At 69.2% G+C, this 16,300-nt stretch carries 15 protein-coding genes and 1 pseudogene; 6 read left to right on the top strand and 10 right to left on the bottom strand.

The window, feature by feature from the left end:
* A pseudogene (locus DIE17_RS38190) lies at nucleotides 1–197 on the bottom strand (hypothetical protein); the annotation flags it as partial.
* 197 nt (nucleotides 198–394) lie between these two features.
* On the opposite strand from DIE17_RS38190, the gene DIE17_RS34365 reads away from it, so the two are divergent.
* Together DIE17_RS34365 and DIE17_RS34360 are read left to right on the top strand one after the other, a co-directional pair.
* Complete coding sequence (locus tag DIE17_RS34365; protein WP_044847129.1) at nucleotides 395–676, top strand: XapX domain-containing protein; 282 nt, start codon at nucleotides 395–397, stop codon at nucleotides 674–676.
* A 222-nt stretch (nucleotides 677–898) separates the two neighbouring features.
* On the top strand, nucleotides 899–1,807 hold the full coding sequence (locus DIE17_RS34360) for a LysR family transcriptional regulator (protein WP_124521072.1): 909 nt from the start codon (nucleotides 899–901) through the stop codon (nucleotides 1,805–1,807).
* Nucleotides 1,808–1,856: 49 nt separating this feature from the next.
* On the opposite strand, the gene DIE17_RS34355 is transcribed toward DIE17_RS34360, so the two are convergent.
* From DIE17_RS34355 to DIE17_RS34345, 3 genes are all read right to left on the bottom strand, one after another.
* A complete protein-coding gene (locus DIE17_RS34355) occupies nucleotides 1,857–3,320 on the bottom strand; it encodes a mechanosensitive ion channel family protein (protein WP_124921737.1) in 1,464 nt (487 codons plus the stop codon).
* Nucleotides 3,321–3,492: 172 nt separating this feature from the next.
* The gene (locus DIE17_RS34350) at nucleotides 3,493–5,298 is read right to left on the bottom strand and encodes a winged helix-turn-helix domain-containing protein (RefSeq protein ID WP_124921740.1); all 1,806 of its coding nucleotides are present in this window, start codon (nucleotides 5,296–5,298) and stop codon (nucleotides 3,493–3,495) included.
* A gap of 192 nt (nucleotides 5,299–5,490) precedes the next feature.
* The gene (locus DIE17_RS34345; protein ID WP_124521076.1) at nucleotides 5,491–5,913 is read right to left on the bottom strand and encodes a hypothetical protein; all 423 of its coding nucleotides are present in this window, start codon (nucleotides 5,911–5,913) and stop codon (nucleotides 5,491–5,493) included.
* 56 nt (nucleotides 5,914–5,969) lie between these two features.
* Here DIE17_RS34345 and DIE17_RS34340 point away from each other — a divergent pair, with 56 nt between their 5' ends.
* Entirely contained in the window at nucleotides 5,970–6,215 is a 246-nt protein-coding gene (locus DIE17_RS34340; RefSeq protein WP_124488007.1) for a hypothetical protein, read from the top strand.
* Nucleotides 6,216–6,264: 49 nt separating this feature from the next.
* Here the strand turns inward: DIE17_RS34340 and DIE17_RS34335 are convergent, their stop codons facing one another.
* Together DIE17_RS34335 and DIE17_RS34330 are read right to left on the bottom strand one after the other, a co-directional pair.
* Entirely contained in the window at nucleotides 6,265–7,086 is an 822-nt protein-coding gene (locus DIE17_RS34335) for an alpha/beta fold hydrolase (protein WP_124892600.1), read from the bottom strand.
* Nucleotides 7,087–7,153: 67 nt separating this feature from the next.
* On the bottom strand, nucleotides 7,154–7,579 hold the full coding sequence (locus DIE17_RS34330; protein ID WP_124646356.1) for a DUF3331 domain-containing protein: 426 nt from the start codon (nucleotides 7,577–7,579) through the stop codon (nucleotides 7,154–7,156).
* A 549-nt stretch (nucleotides 7,580–8,128) separates the two neighbouring features.
* On the opposite strand from DIE17_RS34330, the gene DIE17_RS34325 reads away from it, so the two are divergent.
* The gene (locus tag DIE17_RS34325) at nucleotides 8,129–8,950 is read left to right on the top strand and encodes an alpha/beta fold hydrolase (protein ID WP_185735420.1); all 822 of its coding nucleotides are present in this window, start codon (nucleotides 8,129–8,131) and stop codon (nucleotides 8,948–8,950) included.
* Between the two features lie 130 nt (nucleotides 8,951–9,080).
* On the opposite strand, the gene DIE17_RS34320 is transcribed toward DIE17_RS34325, so the two are convergent.
* Nucleotides 9,081–10,667 (bottom strand): MFS transporter, encoded by a 1,587-nt coding sequence (locus DIE17_RS34320; RefSeq protein WP_044847121.1) that lies wholly within the window; start codon nucleotides 10,665–10,667, stop codon nucleotides 9,081–9,083.
* An 83-nt stretch (nucleotides 10,668–10,750) separates the two neighbouring features.
* On the opposite strand from DIE17_RS34320, the gene DIE17_RS34315 reads away from it, so the two are divergent.
* Both DIE17_RS34315 and DIE17_RS34310 read left to right on the top strand, forming a co-directional pair.
* Complete coding sequence (locus DIE17_RS34315) at nucleotides 10,751–11,779, top strand: HlyD family secretion protein (RefSeq protein WP_124488012.1); 1,029 nt, start codon at nucleotides 10,751–10,753, stop codon at nucleotides 11,777–11,779.
* The gene (locus DIE17_RS34310; RefSeq protein WP_124892606.1) at nucleotides 11,776–13,218 is read left to right on the top strand and encodes an efflux transporter outer membrane subunit; all 1,443 of its coding nucleotides are present in this window, start codon (nucleotides 11,776–11,778) and stop codon (nucleotides 13,216–13,218) included. Before DIE17_RS34315 ends, DIE17_RS34310 begins: the two co-directional genes overlap by 4 nt.
* 104 nt (nucleotides 13,219–13,322) lie before the next feature.
* On the opposite strand, the gene DIE17_RS34305 is transcribed toward DIE17_RS34310, so the two are convergent.
* From DIE17_RS34305 to DIE17_RS34295, 3 genes are all read right to left on the bottom strand, one after another.
* Entirely contained in the window at nucleotides 13,323–13,991 is a 669-nt protein-coding gene (locus DIE17_RS34305; protein ID WP_260426280.1) for a response regulator transcription factor, read from the bottom strand.
* 118 nt (nucleotides 13,992–14,109) lie between these two features.
* A complete protein-coding gene (locus DIE17_RS34300; protein ID WP_124921735.1) occupies nucleotides 14,110–14,481 on the bottom strand; it encodes a response regulator transcription factor in 372 nt (123 codons plus the stop codon).
* A 101-nt stretch (nucleotides 14,482–14,582) separates the two neighbouring features.
* Nucleotides 14,583–16,052, bottom strand: coding sequence for an ATP-binding protein (locus tag DIE17_RS34295; protein WP_185733778.1), 1,470 nt, complete (start codon nucleotides 16,050–16,052; stop codon nucleotides 14,583–14,585).
* Nucleotides 16,053–16,300 lie beyond the last annotated feature (248 nt).

Genomic DNA, 16,300 nt, shown 5'->3' with positions numbered 1-16,300 from the left:
ACGCCGAACGCCATCTGCGGCTGCTGGTCGATGAAGATCAGCTGGCTGTTGTGCGGAGTGAGTACTTCAAGCTTCGGGTTGCTCATGGCGGTGATGTCCTTTGACGCGGAGAAAAATGCGGCCTGCCTCGCCGACCCATGCGGGAGGCAGCCAATACGCTGTGCCGGGAGATTCGACAGCCAGCCGGCATCATTCAATACGCAAATTCCCGATCACGCCAATTAATCATTCTGATTCGCGCGGGCCGCGACGCTCAGGCTTAAAAGATCTGAATTTCGTTGAACCGAACCATGGTGAACGCGAAGACCTGATAGGCTGGTCGCAGACTGCCGAAGCGACGCCAGATCGGTAGTTATCCGTATTTTTTACACGGCCGCCATTTCACCCGGATCCCATGAAACCGTACACCGCCTCGCTGTTCGCCGGCCTCCTCGCCGGTATCGTCTATGCGCTGATCGGCGTGCCGTCGCCGGCGCCGCCGATCGTCGCGCTCGTCGGCCTGCTGGGCATCCTGGCCGGCGAACAGATCCTGCCGGTCGCGCGGCGGATGTTCAGCGGTATCCGGCTCGGCACCGCGTGGCGCGATGCGAAGTGCAGCCAACACATGTTCGGTGCGCTGCCCGGTGCCCACGCACCCGACACCGCCGCAACGCGCCGCGATTCGACGCCGACGTGACGCCGACGTGACGCACGCCCGTTGATCGGATGCAGCCATGCCCGTCCGCGGGCATCGCCACTCCGTCGTGTTCCTTCGATCACGGTGGTGCCACGCGGCCTGGCCCGCGCCATGCCGTTGCGTCCCGCCGCCTGGCCGCGCGATGGATCGTCCTGAACGGTATTGGATCGAGCGGCGCTTGACGCTAACATGGCAGCCCGACGTCCCTCCGTGGAATTCGCCATGAAGCTGTCATTCGAAGCGCTCGAAGCACTGGACGCAATCGACCGCACCGGCACGTTCGCCGAAGCCGCCGAGCTGCTGCACCGCGTGCCGTCCGCGCTGACTTACCTCGTACAAAAGCTCGAAAGCGACCTCGACGTCGCGCTGTTCGACCGTAGCGGACGCCGCGCGAAACTCACGCACGCGGGGCGCGTGGTCGTCGAAGAGGGCCGCCGGCTGCTGCATGCCGCCGAACAGCTCGAACGCAAGGCGCAGCGTGCGCAGCAGGGCTGGGAAACCGAGGTCCGGATCTGTGTCGACGAGATCCTGCCGTTCGAGGCGATGTGGCCGTACGTGCACACGTTCTATGGTCTCGAGATGGACACGCGGCTGCGACTGTCCACCGAAGTGCTCGGCGGCACCTGGGATGCGCTGATTTCGCGCCGCGCGGATCTCGTCGTCGGCGCCACGGGCGAACCGCCCGAGCTGCCCGACATCGTGGCACGGCCGATCGGCACGCTCAGGCACGTGTTCGCCGTCGCCCCCACCCACCCGCTCGCGGCGCTGCCGGAACCGCTGTCGCTGGCATCGGTCGTCGCCCATCGCGGCGCGGCGATCTCCGATACGTCCCGCGAGCTGCCGCCGCGTTCGGTCGCCATCGACGCGGGGCAGCCGTATCTCGCCGTCCCCACCCTCGCCGCCAAACTGGCCGCGCAGTGCGAAGGACTCGCGGTGGGCACGCTCCCCGACTGCATCGCGGCACGCGCGATCGCGCAAGGCAAGCTGGTCGCACGCCAGGTGACCGGCATGCGCGACACGACCCAGTGCTACCTCGCGTGGCGCGGCGACGAGGCCGGACGCGCGCTGCACTGGTGGGTCGAACAACTCGACCGCCCGGACCTCGTCGACCGGTTCACCGCGCTCGCCTGAGCCCGCTCTCTTCGCGGCCGCGACCCACCCTTACCCGCCGCCCGCCGCGTCAGCCGAACGAATCGTGCAGGCGCTTCATCTCCTTCTCGAGCCACTCGATCAGGCTGAACGACGCATGCGCGCTCGCGGCCGGCGGCATCCTCATCTTCTCCTCGGTCGCGATGTGCTCGGTGAGCGATTCGCACATCAGCCGCCCCAGTTCAGGCTTCCTCGCGATCAGCGGTGACAGGTCGCGACTGCTCAGCTGATAGGCCGTCACGGCCGTTACCGCGTAGACGCTCGCATGCAGCTGCGTGCCGGCGAGCACGACGGACTGGCCGATCGCGTCGCCGGGCGCCATCCGCCTGACTTCCGTGTCGCCCGTCGCGCCGGGCACGAACACCGCCGCGACGCCGGCCGCGACGATCGTCAGCAGGCGCGCGTCGGAGTTCGACGCGTAGATCACCTCGCCCTTGTTGAACACGCGTGACGCGAGCGCATCGGCCAGTATCGCCAGGTCCGCGTCGTCGAGCTGCCTGAACAGCTCGACCGCGCGCAGCAGGCGTTGCCCGCGCGACGCCGGACCGGATGCCGCCGGCGCGCCCGTCAGCGGGCGCAGCGCGACGTCCGCGGCAGCCAGATGCCGGTGGGCCAGATCGTAGAGCCGGTTGCGGACGTCGATCTTTTTCTGCAGCGAGTCGACGTAACAGACGAGTTCGTATTCGATCGAGTTGGTCCTGAACGCCTTGACAACCGGGATCGGCGCCGGGCTGGCGAGCACGTCCAGCGAACTGGCCGCGGCATGCGCGAGCGCATCGACGACGACCGCGGGCCGCGCTTGCGGGTCGAGCTCGATCGTCAGCGTCACGCCGTACACGTTCGCCGGTTCGCTCAGGTTGACGATCGCCGCCTTGGCCGCGACGCTGTTCGGCACGACGACCAGGTTGCCGAGGCTGTCGATCAGCTTGGTCGCGCGCCAGTTGCTTTCGACGACGCGCCCTTCCAGCGCGCCCATCGCCACCGTGTCGCCGAGACGAAACGGCTGCGTGGTATTCAGCACCAGGCCCGAGAACACGTCGTTCAGCGTGTTCTGGACCGCGAGCCCGAGGATGACGGCGACCGCCCCCGACGTCGCGACCACGCCGCTGAGCGGCAGCCCCAGCACGTAGCCCAGCGCGGCGACGGCGGCCGCACCGAACACGGCGCCCGCGGCGATGTCGTGGAACAGCCGCTGGTTGCGCCATGCGCGCGGCAGCAGCAGATGATCGAGCATCAGGCTGAACACCAGCGCGCACTGCAGCCACCATGCGACGCCGATCACCTGGATCGCGAGCCGGTCGAACCGGTCGGGCGACGCCGGCACCGCGAGCGGGCTCACGCCGGTCGAGAACAGCACGTAGGTCAACGCTGCGAACGATGCGCAGCGCCACACGGCTTTCGTCGTCGAACGACCGCGCCCGAGCAGCCGCCAGGCGATCAGGTCGGCAAGAACGATCGGCGCGCCGTAAGCGACCGTGACGGACAGGTTCGGCATGCTGGAATGGGCTGAGGGCGTGCTTCGCGACGGGCGGGGACCCTGCGCCGGCAGTCGGTGGCGTCGCGACAGCGATGAGCGGACAGTCCCCGCGCATGCAATGTAGACGCGCCGGCCGGCCGGGTCCTGTGTTCGGCCTGAAACGTTCTGAATGCGCGGTCGGCGCGCCGCGCTACGCGTCGCGCGGCGGCAGTTCGGCCTCGCCCGACTCGAACCCGAGCGCGTGCACCGCCGACCATGCGTCGTGCGCGATCTGCGTCGGCCCCGACGTGTGCGCGAGCGCGGCCGCATACGCGGCCAGCAGCCGCACGCGCGCGTCGGCGCACGCGGGCGTGTCGTCGAGATCGCGCATCGCGTCGAGCGCCGCGCGCGCCCGTTCGCGACACTCGTCCACGAGCGACAGGTCGAACAGGCAGGGCACCGCGACCGCGGCCAGCGCGATGCCGACCCGCGCGTCGCCGTTCGGTGAAAACGCCCAGTCGAGCGCCGCGCGTAGATTGCCGAGTTCGCGCCGGATCACGTCGAGCCGCGATTCGGCGAGCTGCCCGTCGTCGCTACCGGGCGCACGCCGGAACAGCGCCAGGAAGTAGCGCGCGTGCGCGAGCGCCGCGGCCGCGCATTCGCCGTTGGTCTCGAGCTGCTGCAGCGCGTACGCGCGCGTCGTCGTCAACAGCCGGTAGCGCGGCGCGCCATGCGCGCTCTCGAGGCTCAGCAGCGATTTCGACACAAGGCCCGCGATCGCGTCGAGCAGCGCCGTGTCGACGAGCCCCTTCGTTCCGACGATGTCGCGCACCGCGTCGATCGAGAAGCTGTCGCGGAACACGCCGAGCCAGCGCAGCAGCAGGCGCTCCGCGTCGTCGAGCAGGCGGTAGCTCCAGTCGTACATCGCCTGCAGTGTCTGATGACGCGGCAACGCCGTGCGAAAGCCGCCGGTCAGCAGCCGGAAATGGTCGTCGAGATGCGCGGCCAGCACGTCGATGCCGAGCACGGCTGCGCGGGCCGCGGCCAGCTCGATCGCGAGCGGCAGCCCATCGAGACGCCGGCAGACCGACGCCATCAGCGCCAGGCAGCGTTCGTCGAGCGGAAAGCGCGGGTCGGCGGCGCGGGCGCGCGCCGAGAACAGCTGCACCGCGCTCGCGCCCGCGGTCTCGCGTTCGTCCGCGCCCTCGGCGGGTACCTCGAGCGGCGGAACCGGACACAGCCGCTCGCCCTGGATCCGCAGCGCCTCGCGGCTGGTCGCCAGGACGCACAAACCGGCATCCGACTCGGTGAGCGCGGTCGCGATCCGCGCGGCGGCATCGAGCAGGTGTTCGCAATTGTCGAGCACGAGCAACATCCGCCGATGCGCGACGCTGGCGAGCACGGCTTCGAGCGTCAGCGACCCGGCCGGGTGCACGAGGCCGAACGCGCCGGCCAGCGCGTCGGGCACGAAGTGCGGGCACGCCACCGTGGCCAGCGATACGAACGCGGCGCCATCCGGAAAGCGCGCTTCGGCCCGCATGGCCGCTTCGAGCGCCACCCGCGTCTTGCCGATGCCGCCCGCACCGACCAGCGTCACGACGCGCGCGGTGTCGAGCGCCGCGAGGACGTCCGCAACCGTCTGCTCGCGGCCGATGAGTGCGGTCGGCGCGGGCGCCAGCCGCGATGTCGCGGGACGCACGGGCGCCGCGGCCGGCGCCTGTGCCTGCGCTTGCCCGCCGACCAGCCGGTAGCCGCGCCCCGGCACCGTGATGATCAGGTTCCGGTTGTCGGCGAGCGCCTTGCGCAACGCGGCGACATGCACCTGCAGGTTGTTTTCCTCCACGACCGTGTGCGGCCACACGCGCTGCATGATCTCGTCTTTCGATACCAACGCACCGTTCGCCCGAATCAGGAGTTCGAGAATTTCGAATGCGCGACTGCCGATTCGCAGCAGTTTGCCGTTCGAGCGAATTTCACGCCTGTCGAGGAAAACGTGAAGTGTTCCAATCCGGATCATTTGAATTCTTAATCGCTTTCCATTCATCGATGCCCTGTCGGAAATGACACCGGTGATGCAGATGCTACGGCATTTTAAGCATCCATTGATTCAAATTATTAGAAGCCAAAGAGCAAATTTTTTGAATCGACGACAACCGCGAATGGCCGCCGCAGGCCGGTATTCGCGCTGCACCTCGTCCAGCGCCGCGCATCACGGCTTCCGGCGCCGGCAACAGGCGAAACAGCGATTCACCAATGAACCCGTTTGGTGTGATAAAAGCGCCGCCATTCCTGATTTGCTTTTGCACGAATCACTTGCCGTGGCGATTTGAATGAATTGCGCCGAGGTTGCGGGAAAAAACTTTTGTTCCTGCATGCGATGCGCGTGTTCGCATTTGCATCGATCATCGGTATGCGCCGCGGCATCGCATTCGATGCCGAATTGCTGTACGCCGCCGCGTTGTTCCATCGCATCGGGCCGACGGAAGGCCAGCGGCACAGGCGCCGGCGCGACGAAAGCGACGGCGCGAACGTCACGCACGCGTTTCTCTTTCCCGGCGGACACGGCGTCGCCGCCGAAGACGGGGCCGCGGTATGGCGCGCGATTGCGCTGCACGCGGCTGTCGGCATTCATCCGTACATGACACCACCGACGGCATTACTCGGCGCGGGGTCGAAGCGGATCTCTTTGTGCTGCGTTTCGACGAGGTGGGCCGCGCCAAAACACGCCAAAACGCGACGAGATCGTGCAGGCGTGGCCACGGGCGGAGCCCACGCTTCAAGGCGCCGTTCCTCGAGGCATACGCCGCGGGCACCGCGCATCGCCCCGAAATCGCGTTCGGCAACGTCGTCGCCGACGTGCTCGAGCGCTGCGACCCGGACTATCGTCGGACGAATTTCTGCGGCCTGGTGCTCGGGTCGAAATGGGCGGAGTGAGCGCGAGCGGCCGGCCGTGTCCGCCGCGCCGCGTCGCTCCGCCGCCGCATCACGCGCGGACGAACGCCAGCAGTTCGTCGTTCAGGCGTTGCGCGTGCGTCAGATACAGCGCGTGCGGCCCGCCCTCGTAGACACTCAGCGTCGCGCGCGGCACGCGCTTCGCGGTCGCGGCGCCCGTCAGCGCGAGCGGCACCGTCTGGTCGTCGTCGCCGTGAATCACGAGCGTCGGCACGTCGAACCGGTCGAGATCCGCCCTGAAATCGGTTTCGGAAAACGCCCCGACGCAATCGAGCGTGCCCTTCAACCCGGCCTGCAACGCCATGAACGTGGTCCAGTCGAGCGCCGCGCGCGAGATCGTCGACGCGGGCCGGTTCGAACCGGTGAACAGCGGCCAGAAGTTTTCGAGGAACGCCGCGCGATCCGCGACGATGCCCGAGCGAATGCCGTCGAACACGGCAACGTCGACACCGTCGGGATGATCGTCGCGGCGCGCGACCAGCGGCGTCACCGCGCCGATCAGCACGGCTTTCGCGATGTGCCGCGTACCGTGCCGGCCGATGTAGCGCGCCACCTCGCCGCCGCCCATCGAAAAGCCGACGAGCGTCACGTCGCGCAGCCCGAGCGTCTCGATCAGCGTCGCGAGATCGTCGGCCAGCGTGTCGTAGTCGTAACCCGTCCACGGCTGGCCGGAGCGGCCGAAGCCGCGCCGGTCGTAGGCGATGCAGCGCATGCCGTGCGACGCGAGATGATGCATCTGGACGTCCCACATGTCCGCATTCAGCGGCCAGCCGTGAATGAACACGACCGGGCGGCCGGCGCCCCAGTCCTTGTAGTGAATCGAAACGCCGTCGCGTGTCGTGAACGTGCTCATGCGGATTCCTCGGTGGTGATCAGGCGGCCGCCGGCCGGTGCCGACGGACGGCGCGCGGGGTGCCGCGTCATGACCGCGACAGCCTGGCGATGAAGCGGTTCAGCTCGGACGTGAGGATCACGTCCCGATAGTTCGCCGGGCGCTTCGCGCCGCGCCATTGCGGCTTGTAGATCGCATCGCCGGCACGGATCGTGATGCCGGTCAGCGCGCAGCGTCCGAGGCCGCGCGACTTGGCGCTGATCCAGCGCTGCTCGTCGTAGCGAAAGCGCGTGGGATCGCTCCACGATATCAGGACCGACGAATCGGTCTGCCGCTCGGCCGCGACGATCGCGCACCGGCGGCGCATGCCGTCGCTCGACGCGGCCGGCACTTCGTCGCGATGGCGACGGCACGCGGCGTCCGGGTCGCGAAGTGGCGGCGGCGCGTGGCGGCGCGCGGCGGCCGACGGGTCGAGCAGCGTCATCACGTGTTCCCAGCGATTGAAGGCGTCCATGGCGGCGTATCCGGGCAAGTGGCGACGGGCCGGATGTCTCGCACCCGCACGCATCGCGATGCGTCATCCGCCGCCGCGAACCGGCAAGATCCGCGACGGGATGACCTGATGCCGACGATAACGGGCCGCCGCTGAAGAGTCTTTACGCCGGGCTTAATTTTTCTGGCGGGTGCGCTCGCGCGGCGCGCGGCGGCCGCGTTCACGACAATTCAGCACGATTTCAGTACGCGCCGCGCGGTCGCGGGATAGCCTCCTGTCGGCGTTCGTTCGTGCCCTTGCGTGCCTGCCGGCGCGCGAACGCGAACGCGCCGGCTGCCCGCGCGAGCGCCGCTCGCGGGCAGATCCGAAACCCTTCAAATCCAACGCGGCACCATTGCACCGCACGTTCAAGGAGTCCTCATGCGTCCCGCAGATCACGACGCCATTCCCTCGGCGCGCCGCCGAGACATGCTGCTGGCCGGCGCGACCGCCGTTGCCGCCGCCGCGCTGCCGGCCGCCGCCGCCGCCGCCCCCAAACACGCCGCTTCCGCCCATCAAGGAGCCCATGCGATGAACACGATCACCACCAAAGACGGTACGCAGATTTACTTCAAGGACTGGGGCAGCGGCCGTCCGGTCGTGTTCTCGCACGGCTGGCCGCTGTGCGCCGATGCGTGGGACGCGCAGATGCTGTTCCTCGTGCAGCACGGCTACCGCGTGATCGCGCACGACCGGCGCGGTCACGGCCGCTCGAGCCAGCCGTCGCAGGGCAACGACATGGACACGTATGCCGACGACCTGGCTGCGCTGATGAATGCGCTCGACCTGCGCGAGGCCACGCTCGTCGGCCATTCCACCGGCGGCGGCGAAGTCGCGCACTACATCGGCCGGCACGGCACGAAGCGCGTGGCGAAGGCCGTGCTGATCGGCGCGGTGCCGCCGCAGATGGTGAAATCGGCGTCGAATCCTGGCGGCCTGCCGATGGACGTGTTCGACGGCATCCGCAAGAACGTCGCCGAGAACCGTTCGCAGTTCTACAAGGATCTCGCGGTGCCGTTCTTCGGCTTCAACCGGCCGAACGTCAAGGTGTCGCAAGGCACGATCGACGCGTTCTGGGCGCAGGGCATGATGGGCGGCGCGTACGGCCAGTACCAGTGCGTCAGGGAATTCTCCGAGGTCGACTACACCGAGGACCTGAAGAAGATCGACGTGCCGACGCTGATCCTGCACGGCGACGACGACCAGATCGTGCCGATCGACGATTCGGCGCGCCTGTCCGCGAAGATCGTGAAGCACGCGCAGCTGAAGGTGATCCCCGGCGGCGCGCACGGGATGTGCGTCGTCAATGCCGACCTGATCAATGCCGAACTGCTCGCGTTCCTGAAGGCGTAAGCGCTGCGGCACGGCGCGCGCGGCCCTGGCGCCGGCGCGCCGTTCAGGAAGATTCAGGAATTTTCAGGCCGACGCGATTCCGTCGCGGGGAGCGCGATCGCTAAGATCGTCGCTGCGCGATGCCGGGGGCTCATGGCGACGGCGCGCGCGCCGGCCTGAGCAGGATGCCGATCAACACCCCCGCGACGGCGAACGCCATCGCGACCCGGAAATTGTCCGCGAGCGCGAGCGTGGTCGCCTGGACCCGGACCGCCCGGTCGAGCAGCGCATAGGTCGCCTGGTCGCCCGTGGCGAAGGTGGCGCCGTGCGACACGAGCGACGCCGCGCCAGCCCGCAGCCGCGCGAGCGTTTGCGGATCAGACAGCGTGACATGCAGACCGACGAGATTCGAATGGGTAGCCTCCATGATGCGCTGGATCACCGCGATCGACGTCGTGCCGAGCTGCCCGCTCAGCAGGCGCGTCGTCTGCACGACGGCGCCGAACGTCAGCGCGTGCTCGGCCGTCACATGCTTGCCGAAGAAGAAGATGACCGACGTGAGCGCCATCGTCTGCCCCAGCGCCTGGAGCAGTTGCGACGGGATGAAGTCCGGCTCGGCCCACGCGGGCGTGAGACGCGCGCCGAGCGCGAACGCGACCGCCACCATCAGGAAACCGGCCACGATCAGCCGGCGCGGATCGACGCGCTGCAGCAGCCACGCGACGCACGGCGCGAACAGCAGTTGCGGAATCGCGATCCAGCGCAGCGTATCGCCGATCTGCAGCGGGCGAAGCCCGTAGGTGCTCGCGAGAAACACCGACGGAATGAAGCTCGTGTTGAGCACGGTGAAGCGCACGAGACCGACGAGCAGGATCAGCAACGCGACGTTGGGCAGCGCGAGGTAGCCGAGATCGAGCCCGGCCTGCCGGGACGTGAGTTCGTGGATCAGGAATGCGGCAATCATCAGGATGCCGATGCACAGCAGCGCGACGATCAGCGGCGACTGGAACCAGAACAGCCGTTCGCCCTGGTCGAGCGCGATGCACAGGCACGCGAACCCGCCGGCGCCGAGCAGCATGCCGCGCGTGTCGATGCCGGACACGAAACGCTTGACCGGCTCGTTCGACAGCGACAGCAACAGGCAGACGATGAACGGCACCGTCAGCAGCGCGTTCTGCCAGAACAGCCAGCGCCAGCTCAGGTGTTCGCTGTACCAGCCTTCGAGCGTCGCGGACAGGTTCAGCGACATCTCGAGGTTCATCGCATACGCGGCGATGCCGAACGGGATCAGCCGCGGCGGCAGCGTGCGGACGACGAACCCGACGGTCAGCGGCACGAACACGCCGGACGCGAAGCCGGCGAGGCTCTGGAACGCGATGAAGGTGCCGAAGTTCGTGCACAGCGGCAGCACGGTTTCGACGACGAGAAACACCGAGGCGCCCGCCAGCAGCACGCGGCGCGTGCCGAACACGAAGGCCGCCGCGATCGCGAGCGGGCCGACGAACATCTGCGACGCGGTGAACGCCGTGTTGATCCACGCGCCTTCGTCGAACCCCACGCCGAGCGCGCCGCGCACGTCGGCGAGCCCGAGCGACGTGATGCGCGACGTCAGCGTCGCGATGATCGCGCCCAGCAGCACGGACGCGATCGCGGCGATCGAGCGAAACGTCGGTATGTCGGCGGCCGGCGCGGCGGCTGGCCCCGGTGTCGCGCCACCGGGGGCGAACGTGGTGTTCATCGTCGAGCGGCTCCCGCATATGAGGCTCGCGCAAGCATAGCGCGATACGAAGAAAGTCGTCCGTACGATGGAGTATCCCGACCATGACCCCGAACCCGCCGGACTCGCCGTCCGTTCCCGCCGCGCGTTCGCGCAAGTGGCCGGTCGTGCTGATCGCCGCCGGCGCGCTGCTGCTCGTCGCGCTGCTGGTCTACGAATACGATGCGCACGAACGCGGCACCGACGACGCGTACGTGACCGGCCATCTGCACGTGATCTCGCCGCGCGTGGCCGGCACGGTCGAGCGCGTGCTGGTGGACGACAACCGGTTCGTGCATGCGGGCGAGCCGCTCGTGCGGCTCGACCCGCGCGATTTCGACGTGCGCGTCGCGCTGCAGCGGGCGCGCGTCGCGCAGGCCCACGCCGATGCGAGCCGCGCGAAGGCGCTGGTCGAGCAGGCCGACGCGACGCGCGTGTCGGCGCATGCGGATGCCGAGAAGGCCGAGCTCGATTACGCGCGGGCCCGCGAGCTGACCCGCGAAACGCCGCGCGGGCTGTCGCAGCAGGAATTCGATGCGGCCAACGCGGCCCGCAAGTCCGCCCGCGCGCGCATCGACGCGGCCGACGCGCAATGGCGCAGCGCGCAGGCCGCGTGGCAGGCGGCGGCCGCCGTGTCGAACCAGAACGACGCCGAATTGCGCGACGCGGAACTCCAGTTGCAATACACGACCGTCGTCGCGCCGTCTGACGGTTATGTCGGCAAGAAGACCGTCGAGACCGGCGAGCACGTCGCGCCCGGCCAGGCGCTGCTCACGCTCGTCGAGCCGCACCCGTGGGTGGTCGCGAACTTCCGCGAAACCCAACTGCGGCACGTGCGCACCGGCGACGCCGTGCAATTGCGCTTCGACGCGCTGCCGGAGCGGACCTTCAGCGGCCACGTCGACAGCCTGTCGCCCGCGACCGGCGGGCAGTTTTCGCTGCTGCCGCCCGACAACGCGACCGGCAACTTCACGAAGGTCACGCAGCGGGTGCCCGTGAAGATCCTGCTCGACGGGCAGGCAGTGACCGAGCCGCGCATCCGGCCCGGCCTGTCGGTCGTCGTCACGCTGCAACCCGAGCGCGCGCAGCCATGATCCGCATCGCCGCCCCGTTCGCCGCCGTGTTCGCGGCCTGCCTGCTGAGCGCATGCACGATCGCGCCGCGGCCGCTTGCGCCCGTAGCGGTCGGACCGGCCCCGTTCCGCCATGCGGATGCGGCGAACCCACCCGCCGCGCCGCTCGCCGAGTGGCCCTCATGGTTCGGCGCGCCGCCGCTCGTCACGCTCGTCGACGCCGCGCTCGCCGGCAATCCCGACCTTCGCGCCGCCGCGGCGCGCGTCGACCAGGCGCAGGCGCTGCTCGGCGTGCGCGAAGCCGCGCTGGCGCCCACCGTCGGTGTCGCGCCGTCGTTCAGCCGCTCGCGCGTGTCGGGCACGGTCGACAACGCATTGCCGAAACGCACGATGCACAACTGGTCGGTGCCGTTCACCGCGAGCTACGAAGTCGATCTGTGGGGCCGCCTGCGCGGCGACGCCGAGATCGGCCGGCAGAACGTGCTGCAGGCCGACGCGGATCGCGCGGCGGTGCGCCTGCGCGTGGCGACCGACGTCGCGGCCGACTACCTGACGCTCCATTTCGTCGAACAGGATCTCGCGACGCTCGCACGCGCGATCGACCTGCGCCGCACCGCGCTCGACGTGATCGCCGCGCGCGTGCGGGCCGGCGCGGCGAGCGATCTCGACGCGCTGCGCGCGTCGGCCGATCTCGATACGGCACGCGCCGATCTCGCGGACAGCCGCCGGCTGCGCGAGAACCTCGTCGACGCGCTCGCCGTGCTGACCGGCGTGTCGCCGACCACATTCGCCGTCGCGCCCACCGCATCGCTCGTGCGCGTGCCGGACGTGCCGCCCGGGCTGCCGTCCGCGCTGCTCGCGCAACGGCCCGACGTCTACGCGGCCGCGCGCCGTGCCGACGCGGCGTCGCTCGAGATCGGCGTCGCCCGCACCGCATGGCTGCCGACGTTGACGCTGACCGCGCAGGGTGGTTTCGCGAGCCGCGATCTCGGCACGTTTCTCGATCGCAACAGTTCGCTGTGGGGGCTCGGCGCGAGCGTCGCCGAAACGCTGTTCGACGGCGGCAAGCGCGACGCCGCGGTGGCCGCCGCGACGGCCGGCGCGGACCTCGCCGACGCGAACTATCGCGCGACCGCGCTCGGCGCGCTGCGCGAGGTTCAGGACGCGCTCAACGACATCGCCGCGCAGAAGGAGCGGATCGCGCGCTACGACAGCGCGGCGCACGCGACCGAGGCGGCCGCGCGGTTGTCGCTGAGCCGTTATGCGCACGGCTACGTCAGCTATCTCGAGGTGATCGACGCGGACCGCGATGCACTGAGCGCGCAACGCCAGCTGATTCACAGCCGCCAGTCGCTCGCCATCGCGACGATCGGCCTGGTGCGCGCGCTGGGCGGCGGATGGACGCCGCCGGCGTCGGCGTCGGCGTCGGCCGGCGACGCACGTCGCGCCGGACGCTTGTGACGCTGCACGAACGCGCGCCGCGCGTTCGCCGGACGGGCGTCAGACGCTTTCATGCCGCTCTTAAGCTTTCCTAACGTTTTTTGCGTTGTTGCACGGTCACCCGCTCAGTCACCCGCTCTGCCACCCGCCCCCGCCGGGCGCACGCCGAGCGCTTCGGCCTGGCGCACGAGATCCGGCAGCGTGCGGACCTGCATCTTCTTCATCACCTGCGCACGATGCACCTTCACCGTGATTTCCTGCAGCCCGAGATTCGCCGCGATCTGCTTGTTCATCAGGCCCGCGATCACCTGGCTCATCACTTCCCGTTCGCGCGGCGTCAACGACGCATAGGCCTGCCGCACCGCATCCAGCGCACGCTCGCGCGCGAGGCGTTCGCCGTCGCGGGCCAGCGCGCGGCCGACGGCATCGAGCATCGTGTCGTCGTCGAACGGTTTCGTCAGGAAATCGAGCGCGCCGCCCTTCATGGCCTTGACGGTGGTGGCCACGTCGCCGTAACCCGTCATGAACAGGATCGGCACGTTCATGCCCGCGCGCACCGCTTCCTCCTGGACGGCGAGCCCGCTCTCGTCGGCCAGGCGCACGTCGAGGATCAGGCAGCTCGGCACGTCGGGCCGCTCGAATGCGAGGAACGCGCGCGACGACGCGAACGTCTCGACGCGAAACCCGGCCGAACGCAACAGTGCGCTCAGCGCGCGCCGCAGCGTTTCGTCGTCGTCGACCACATAGACGATCGGCGCGGGATCGCCCGCGCCCTGGTGACGGTTCGAAGTCATATCCGGCGTGCTCGCCATCGCATTCCTCGTGTAGGCATCCGCTTCATTATCGAATGATAAACCGAGAAAAGTCCGGGCGGACACGCCGACGCGCGCGGCATGACGGCGGACGCGCCGCTCACGCGGGCGGTGTGCCGGATGCGACCTGATCGATCAGGTCGAGCAGGTCGTCCGATGGAAACGGCTTGCGCAGGAACGCGACCGCGCCTTGCGCGAGCGCACGGCGGACCGACTCGTCGTCGCCGTGCGCCGACATCAGGATGACCGGCAGCGCCGCGTTGCGCTGCACCAGCAGGCGCTGGACGTCGAGACCGCCCATCCCTTTCATCTTCAGGTCGAGCAGCACGCACGCCGCGTCGTCCAGCGGGCCGCTCGCGAGAAATTCCTCGCCCGACGCGAACGGCAATGCGGTATGGCCCGCCGATTTCAGCAGGCTGGCAAGACTCTTTCGGACCGACGCATCGTCATCGATGATGCAAACAAGGGCCATGAAATAAAAACCTAAATGGTGTCAATCGAGGTGAGCGCCGTGCGGTTCATGCCGCATCGACAGGCGCCGCCGCTGCGCGCCAGGTCCGCGCAGCCCGGCTGTCACGCCCACGATCCGGCGACCGGCACGGCCGGCGCCGGCTGCAGCGCGTCCGCGTGCGGATCGGCCGCAAACGACGCGCGGCGCGCGTGGAGACGCCCGGCTTCGCCCGATTCCGCCAGTTTCTCGAGCGCATACGCGCGCACGACCTCGAGCAGCGAGTAGCGCTTCGACAGTCCGACCGAATGAACGACCAGCAGCGATTTCGACGCCAGGCTGACGAGACAGTCCAGCACCTCGTCCGCACCCAGTTCGTTGCAGGCGGCCAGCGCGCAGGCCGCGTCGAGCCGGAACGCATCCGGAAACACCGCGAGACGGCACAGCACGGTGCGCTCCATGTCATCGAGCAGCCGATAGCTCCACTCGATGGTGGCCCTGAGTGTCTGCTGGCGCGGGTGCGCCGTGCGCAGGCCGCCGGACAGCGACAGCACCGACTTGTCGAGATCCGCCGCCAGCCCCTGGATGCCGAGCGACGCGACACGGGCCGCGCCGAGCTCGAGCGCGAGCGGCAGGCCGCTCAGGCGGCGGCAGAGGGTTGCGATCGCGTCGAGCGTCTTCGCGTCCGCCGGAAGATCCGTACCCATCGCGCGCGCGCGCGCCAGGAACATCCGGACCGCGCCGCTCGCGACGATGTCGTCGGCGTTCGCACCGGCCGGCGGCAACGACAGCGGCCCGACGCGATAGACCCGCTCGCCCGCCACCCGCAACGGCTCCCGGCTCGTCACGACGAGTATCGCGCCAGGGTTCGCGTCCGCGATCGCTTCGCTCAGGTCGGCCAGTTCGTCGACGTACTGCTCGGCGTTGTCGAACACGAGCACGACGCGCTGCTCGCCGATCGCCTGGACGACGTCGGCGGGACCCGCGCCCGGGCCGCCCGGCAGGTCGAACGCGTCCAGCACCGCGCACGCCAGGGTCGCGTCGGCCCGCAGGCCGGCCAGGTCGACCCGGACCATCTCGATCGCGTGCGCCATCGACCAGGCCGTCGCGACTTCCAGCGCCAGATGCGTCTTGCCGACGCCGCCGGGACCGACCAGCGTGACGAGCGCCTCGCGTTCGAGCAGCCCGTGCAGCTCGGCCGCTTCCTGCTCCCGGCCAATCATCGGACATTTGCGCGGCGTAGCACTCGCGCGGACATTGCCTGCCGAGTCGAACGCGAGCGGCGGGCGATCGCCGTGCGCATGGTCGGCCGGCGGCGCGAGCCGGTAGCCGCGGCCCGATTCGGTCCGGATCCACCCGTGCTTGCCGCCGAACAGCTTGCGCAGCGTCGAGACGTGGACCTGGATGTTGTTCTCGACCACGATCGTGTTCGGCCACACGGCCTGCATGATCTCGTCCTTCGACACGAGCCGGCCGGCCGCCTTCACCAGCAGTTCGAGGATCTCGAACGCCCGGGCGCCGATATACCGGGGCTGCCCGTCGACACAGACTTCGCGGCATTCAAGGGAAACCGTCACCCGTCCGAACGTGTACATGATCCGCACTCGCTTATGCTGCCTGCCACCTCGCGCCGCCTCGCGAGGCGACGCGCTCCTGGGTTGCCCGTCCGGCCATGCCGATGCATGCCGGAAGGCGTGACCGTATCGTAGGTCGCAACCGGCGCCGCGAATATTATCCATAGGTTTAAGTCCGGCCCCGGCCGGCCGCCCGGGCTCAAGGGCGCGGCGGGTACTGCAAAATCCCGCGGGCTGTCGGACAATGCACGGGTCGCGGCCCGAACGCG

Origin of the sequence: Burkholderia sp. Bp9099, from assembly GCF_003857805.1 — a bacterium.
GTDB lineage: Bacteria > Pseudomonadota > Gammaproteobacteria > Burkholderiales > Burkholderiaceae > Burkholderia.
The sequence above is the reverse complement of the archived record's forward strand: the minus strand, read 5'-3'. Positions and strand labels throughout refer to the sequence as shown.

Excerpts from the sequence above, each read along its gene's own strand:
- DIE17_RS34365 (WP_044847129.1), top strand. The coding sequence starts at position 395 with ATGAAACCGTACACCGCCTCGCTGTTCGCCGGCCTCCTCGCCGGTATC.
- DIE17_RS34360 (WP_124521072.1), top strand. The coding sequence starts at position 899 with ATGAAGCTGTCATTCGAAGCGCTCGAAGCACTGGACGCAATCGACCGC.
- DIE17_RS34355 (WP_124921737.1), bottom strand. The coding sequence starts at position 3,320 with ATGCCGAACCTGTCCGTCACGGTCGCTTACGGCGCGCCGATCGTTCTT.
- DIE17_RS34350 (WP_124921740.1), bottom strand. The coding sequence starts at position 5,298 with ATGATCCGGATTGGAACACTTCACGTTTTCCTCGACAGGCGTGAAATT.
- DIE17_RS34345 (WP_124521076.1), bottom strand. The coding sequence starts at position 5,913 with ATGAATGCCGACAGCCGCGTGCAGCGCAATCGCGCGCCATACCGCGGC.
- DIE17_RS34335 (WP_124892600.1), bottom strand. The coding sequence starts at position 7,086 with ATGAGCACGTTCACGACACGCGACGGCGTTTCGATTCACTACAAGGAC.
- DIE17_RS34330 (WP_124646356.1), bottom strand. The coding sequence starts at position 7,579 with ATGGACGCCTTCAATCGCTGGGAACACGTGATGACGCTGCTCGACCCG.
- DIE17_RS34325 (WP_185735420.1), top strand. The coding sequence starts at position 8,129 with ATGAACACGATCACCACCAAAGACGGTACGCAGATTTACTTCAAGGAC.
- DIE17_RS34320 (WP_044847121.1), bottom strand. The coding sequence starts at position 10,667 with ATGAACACCACGTTCGCCCCCGGTGGCGCGACACCGGGGCCAGCCGCC.
- DIE17_RS34315 (WP_124488012.1), top strand. The coding sequence starts at position 10,751 with ATGACCCCGAACCCGCCGGACTCGCCGTCCGTTCCCGCCGCGCGTTCG.
- DIE17_RS34310 (WP_124892606.1), top strand. The coding sequence starts at position 11,776 with ATGATCCGCATCGCCGCCCCGTTCGCCGCCGTGTTCGCGGCCTGCCTG.
- DIE17_RS34305 (WP_260426280.1), bottom strand. The coding sequence starts at position 13,991 with ATGACTTCGAACCGTCACCAGGGCGCGGGCGATCCCGCGCCGATCGTC.
- DIE17_RS34300 (WP_124921735.1), bottom strand. The coding sequence starts at position 14,481 with ATGGCCCTTGTTTGCATCATCGATGACGATGCGTCGGTCCGAAAGAGT.
- DIE17_RS34295 (WP_185733778.1), bottom strand. The coding sequence starts at position 16,052 with ATGTACACGTTCGGACGGGTGACGGTTTCCCTTGAATGCCGCGAAGTC.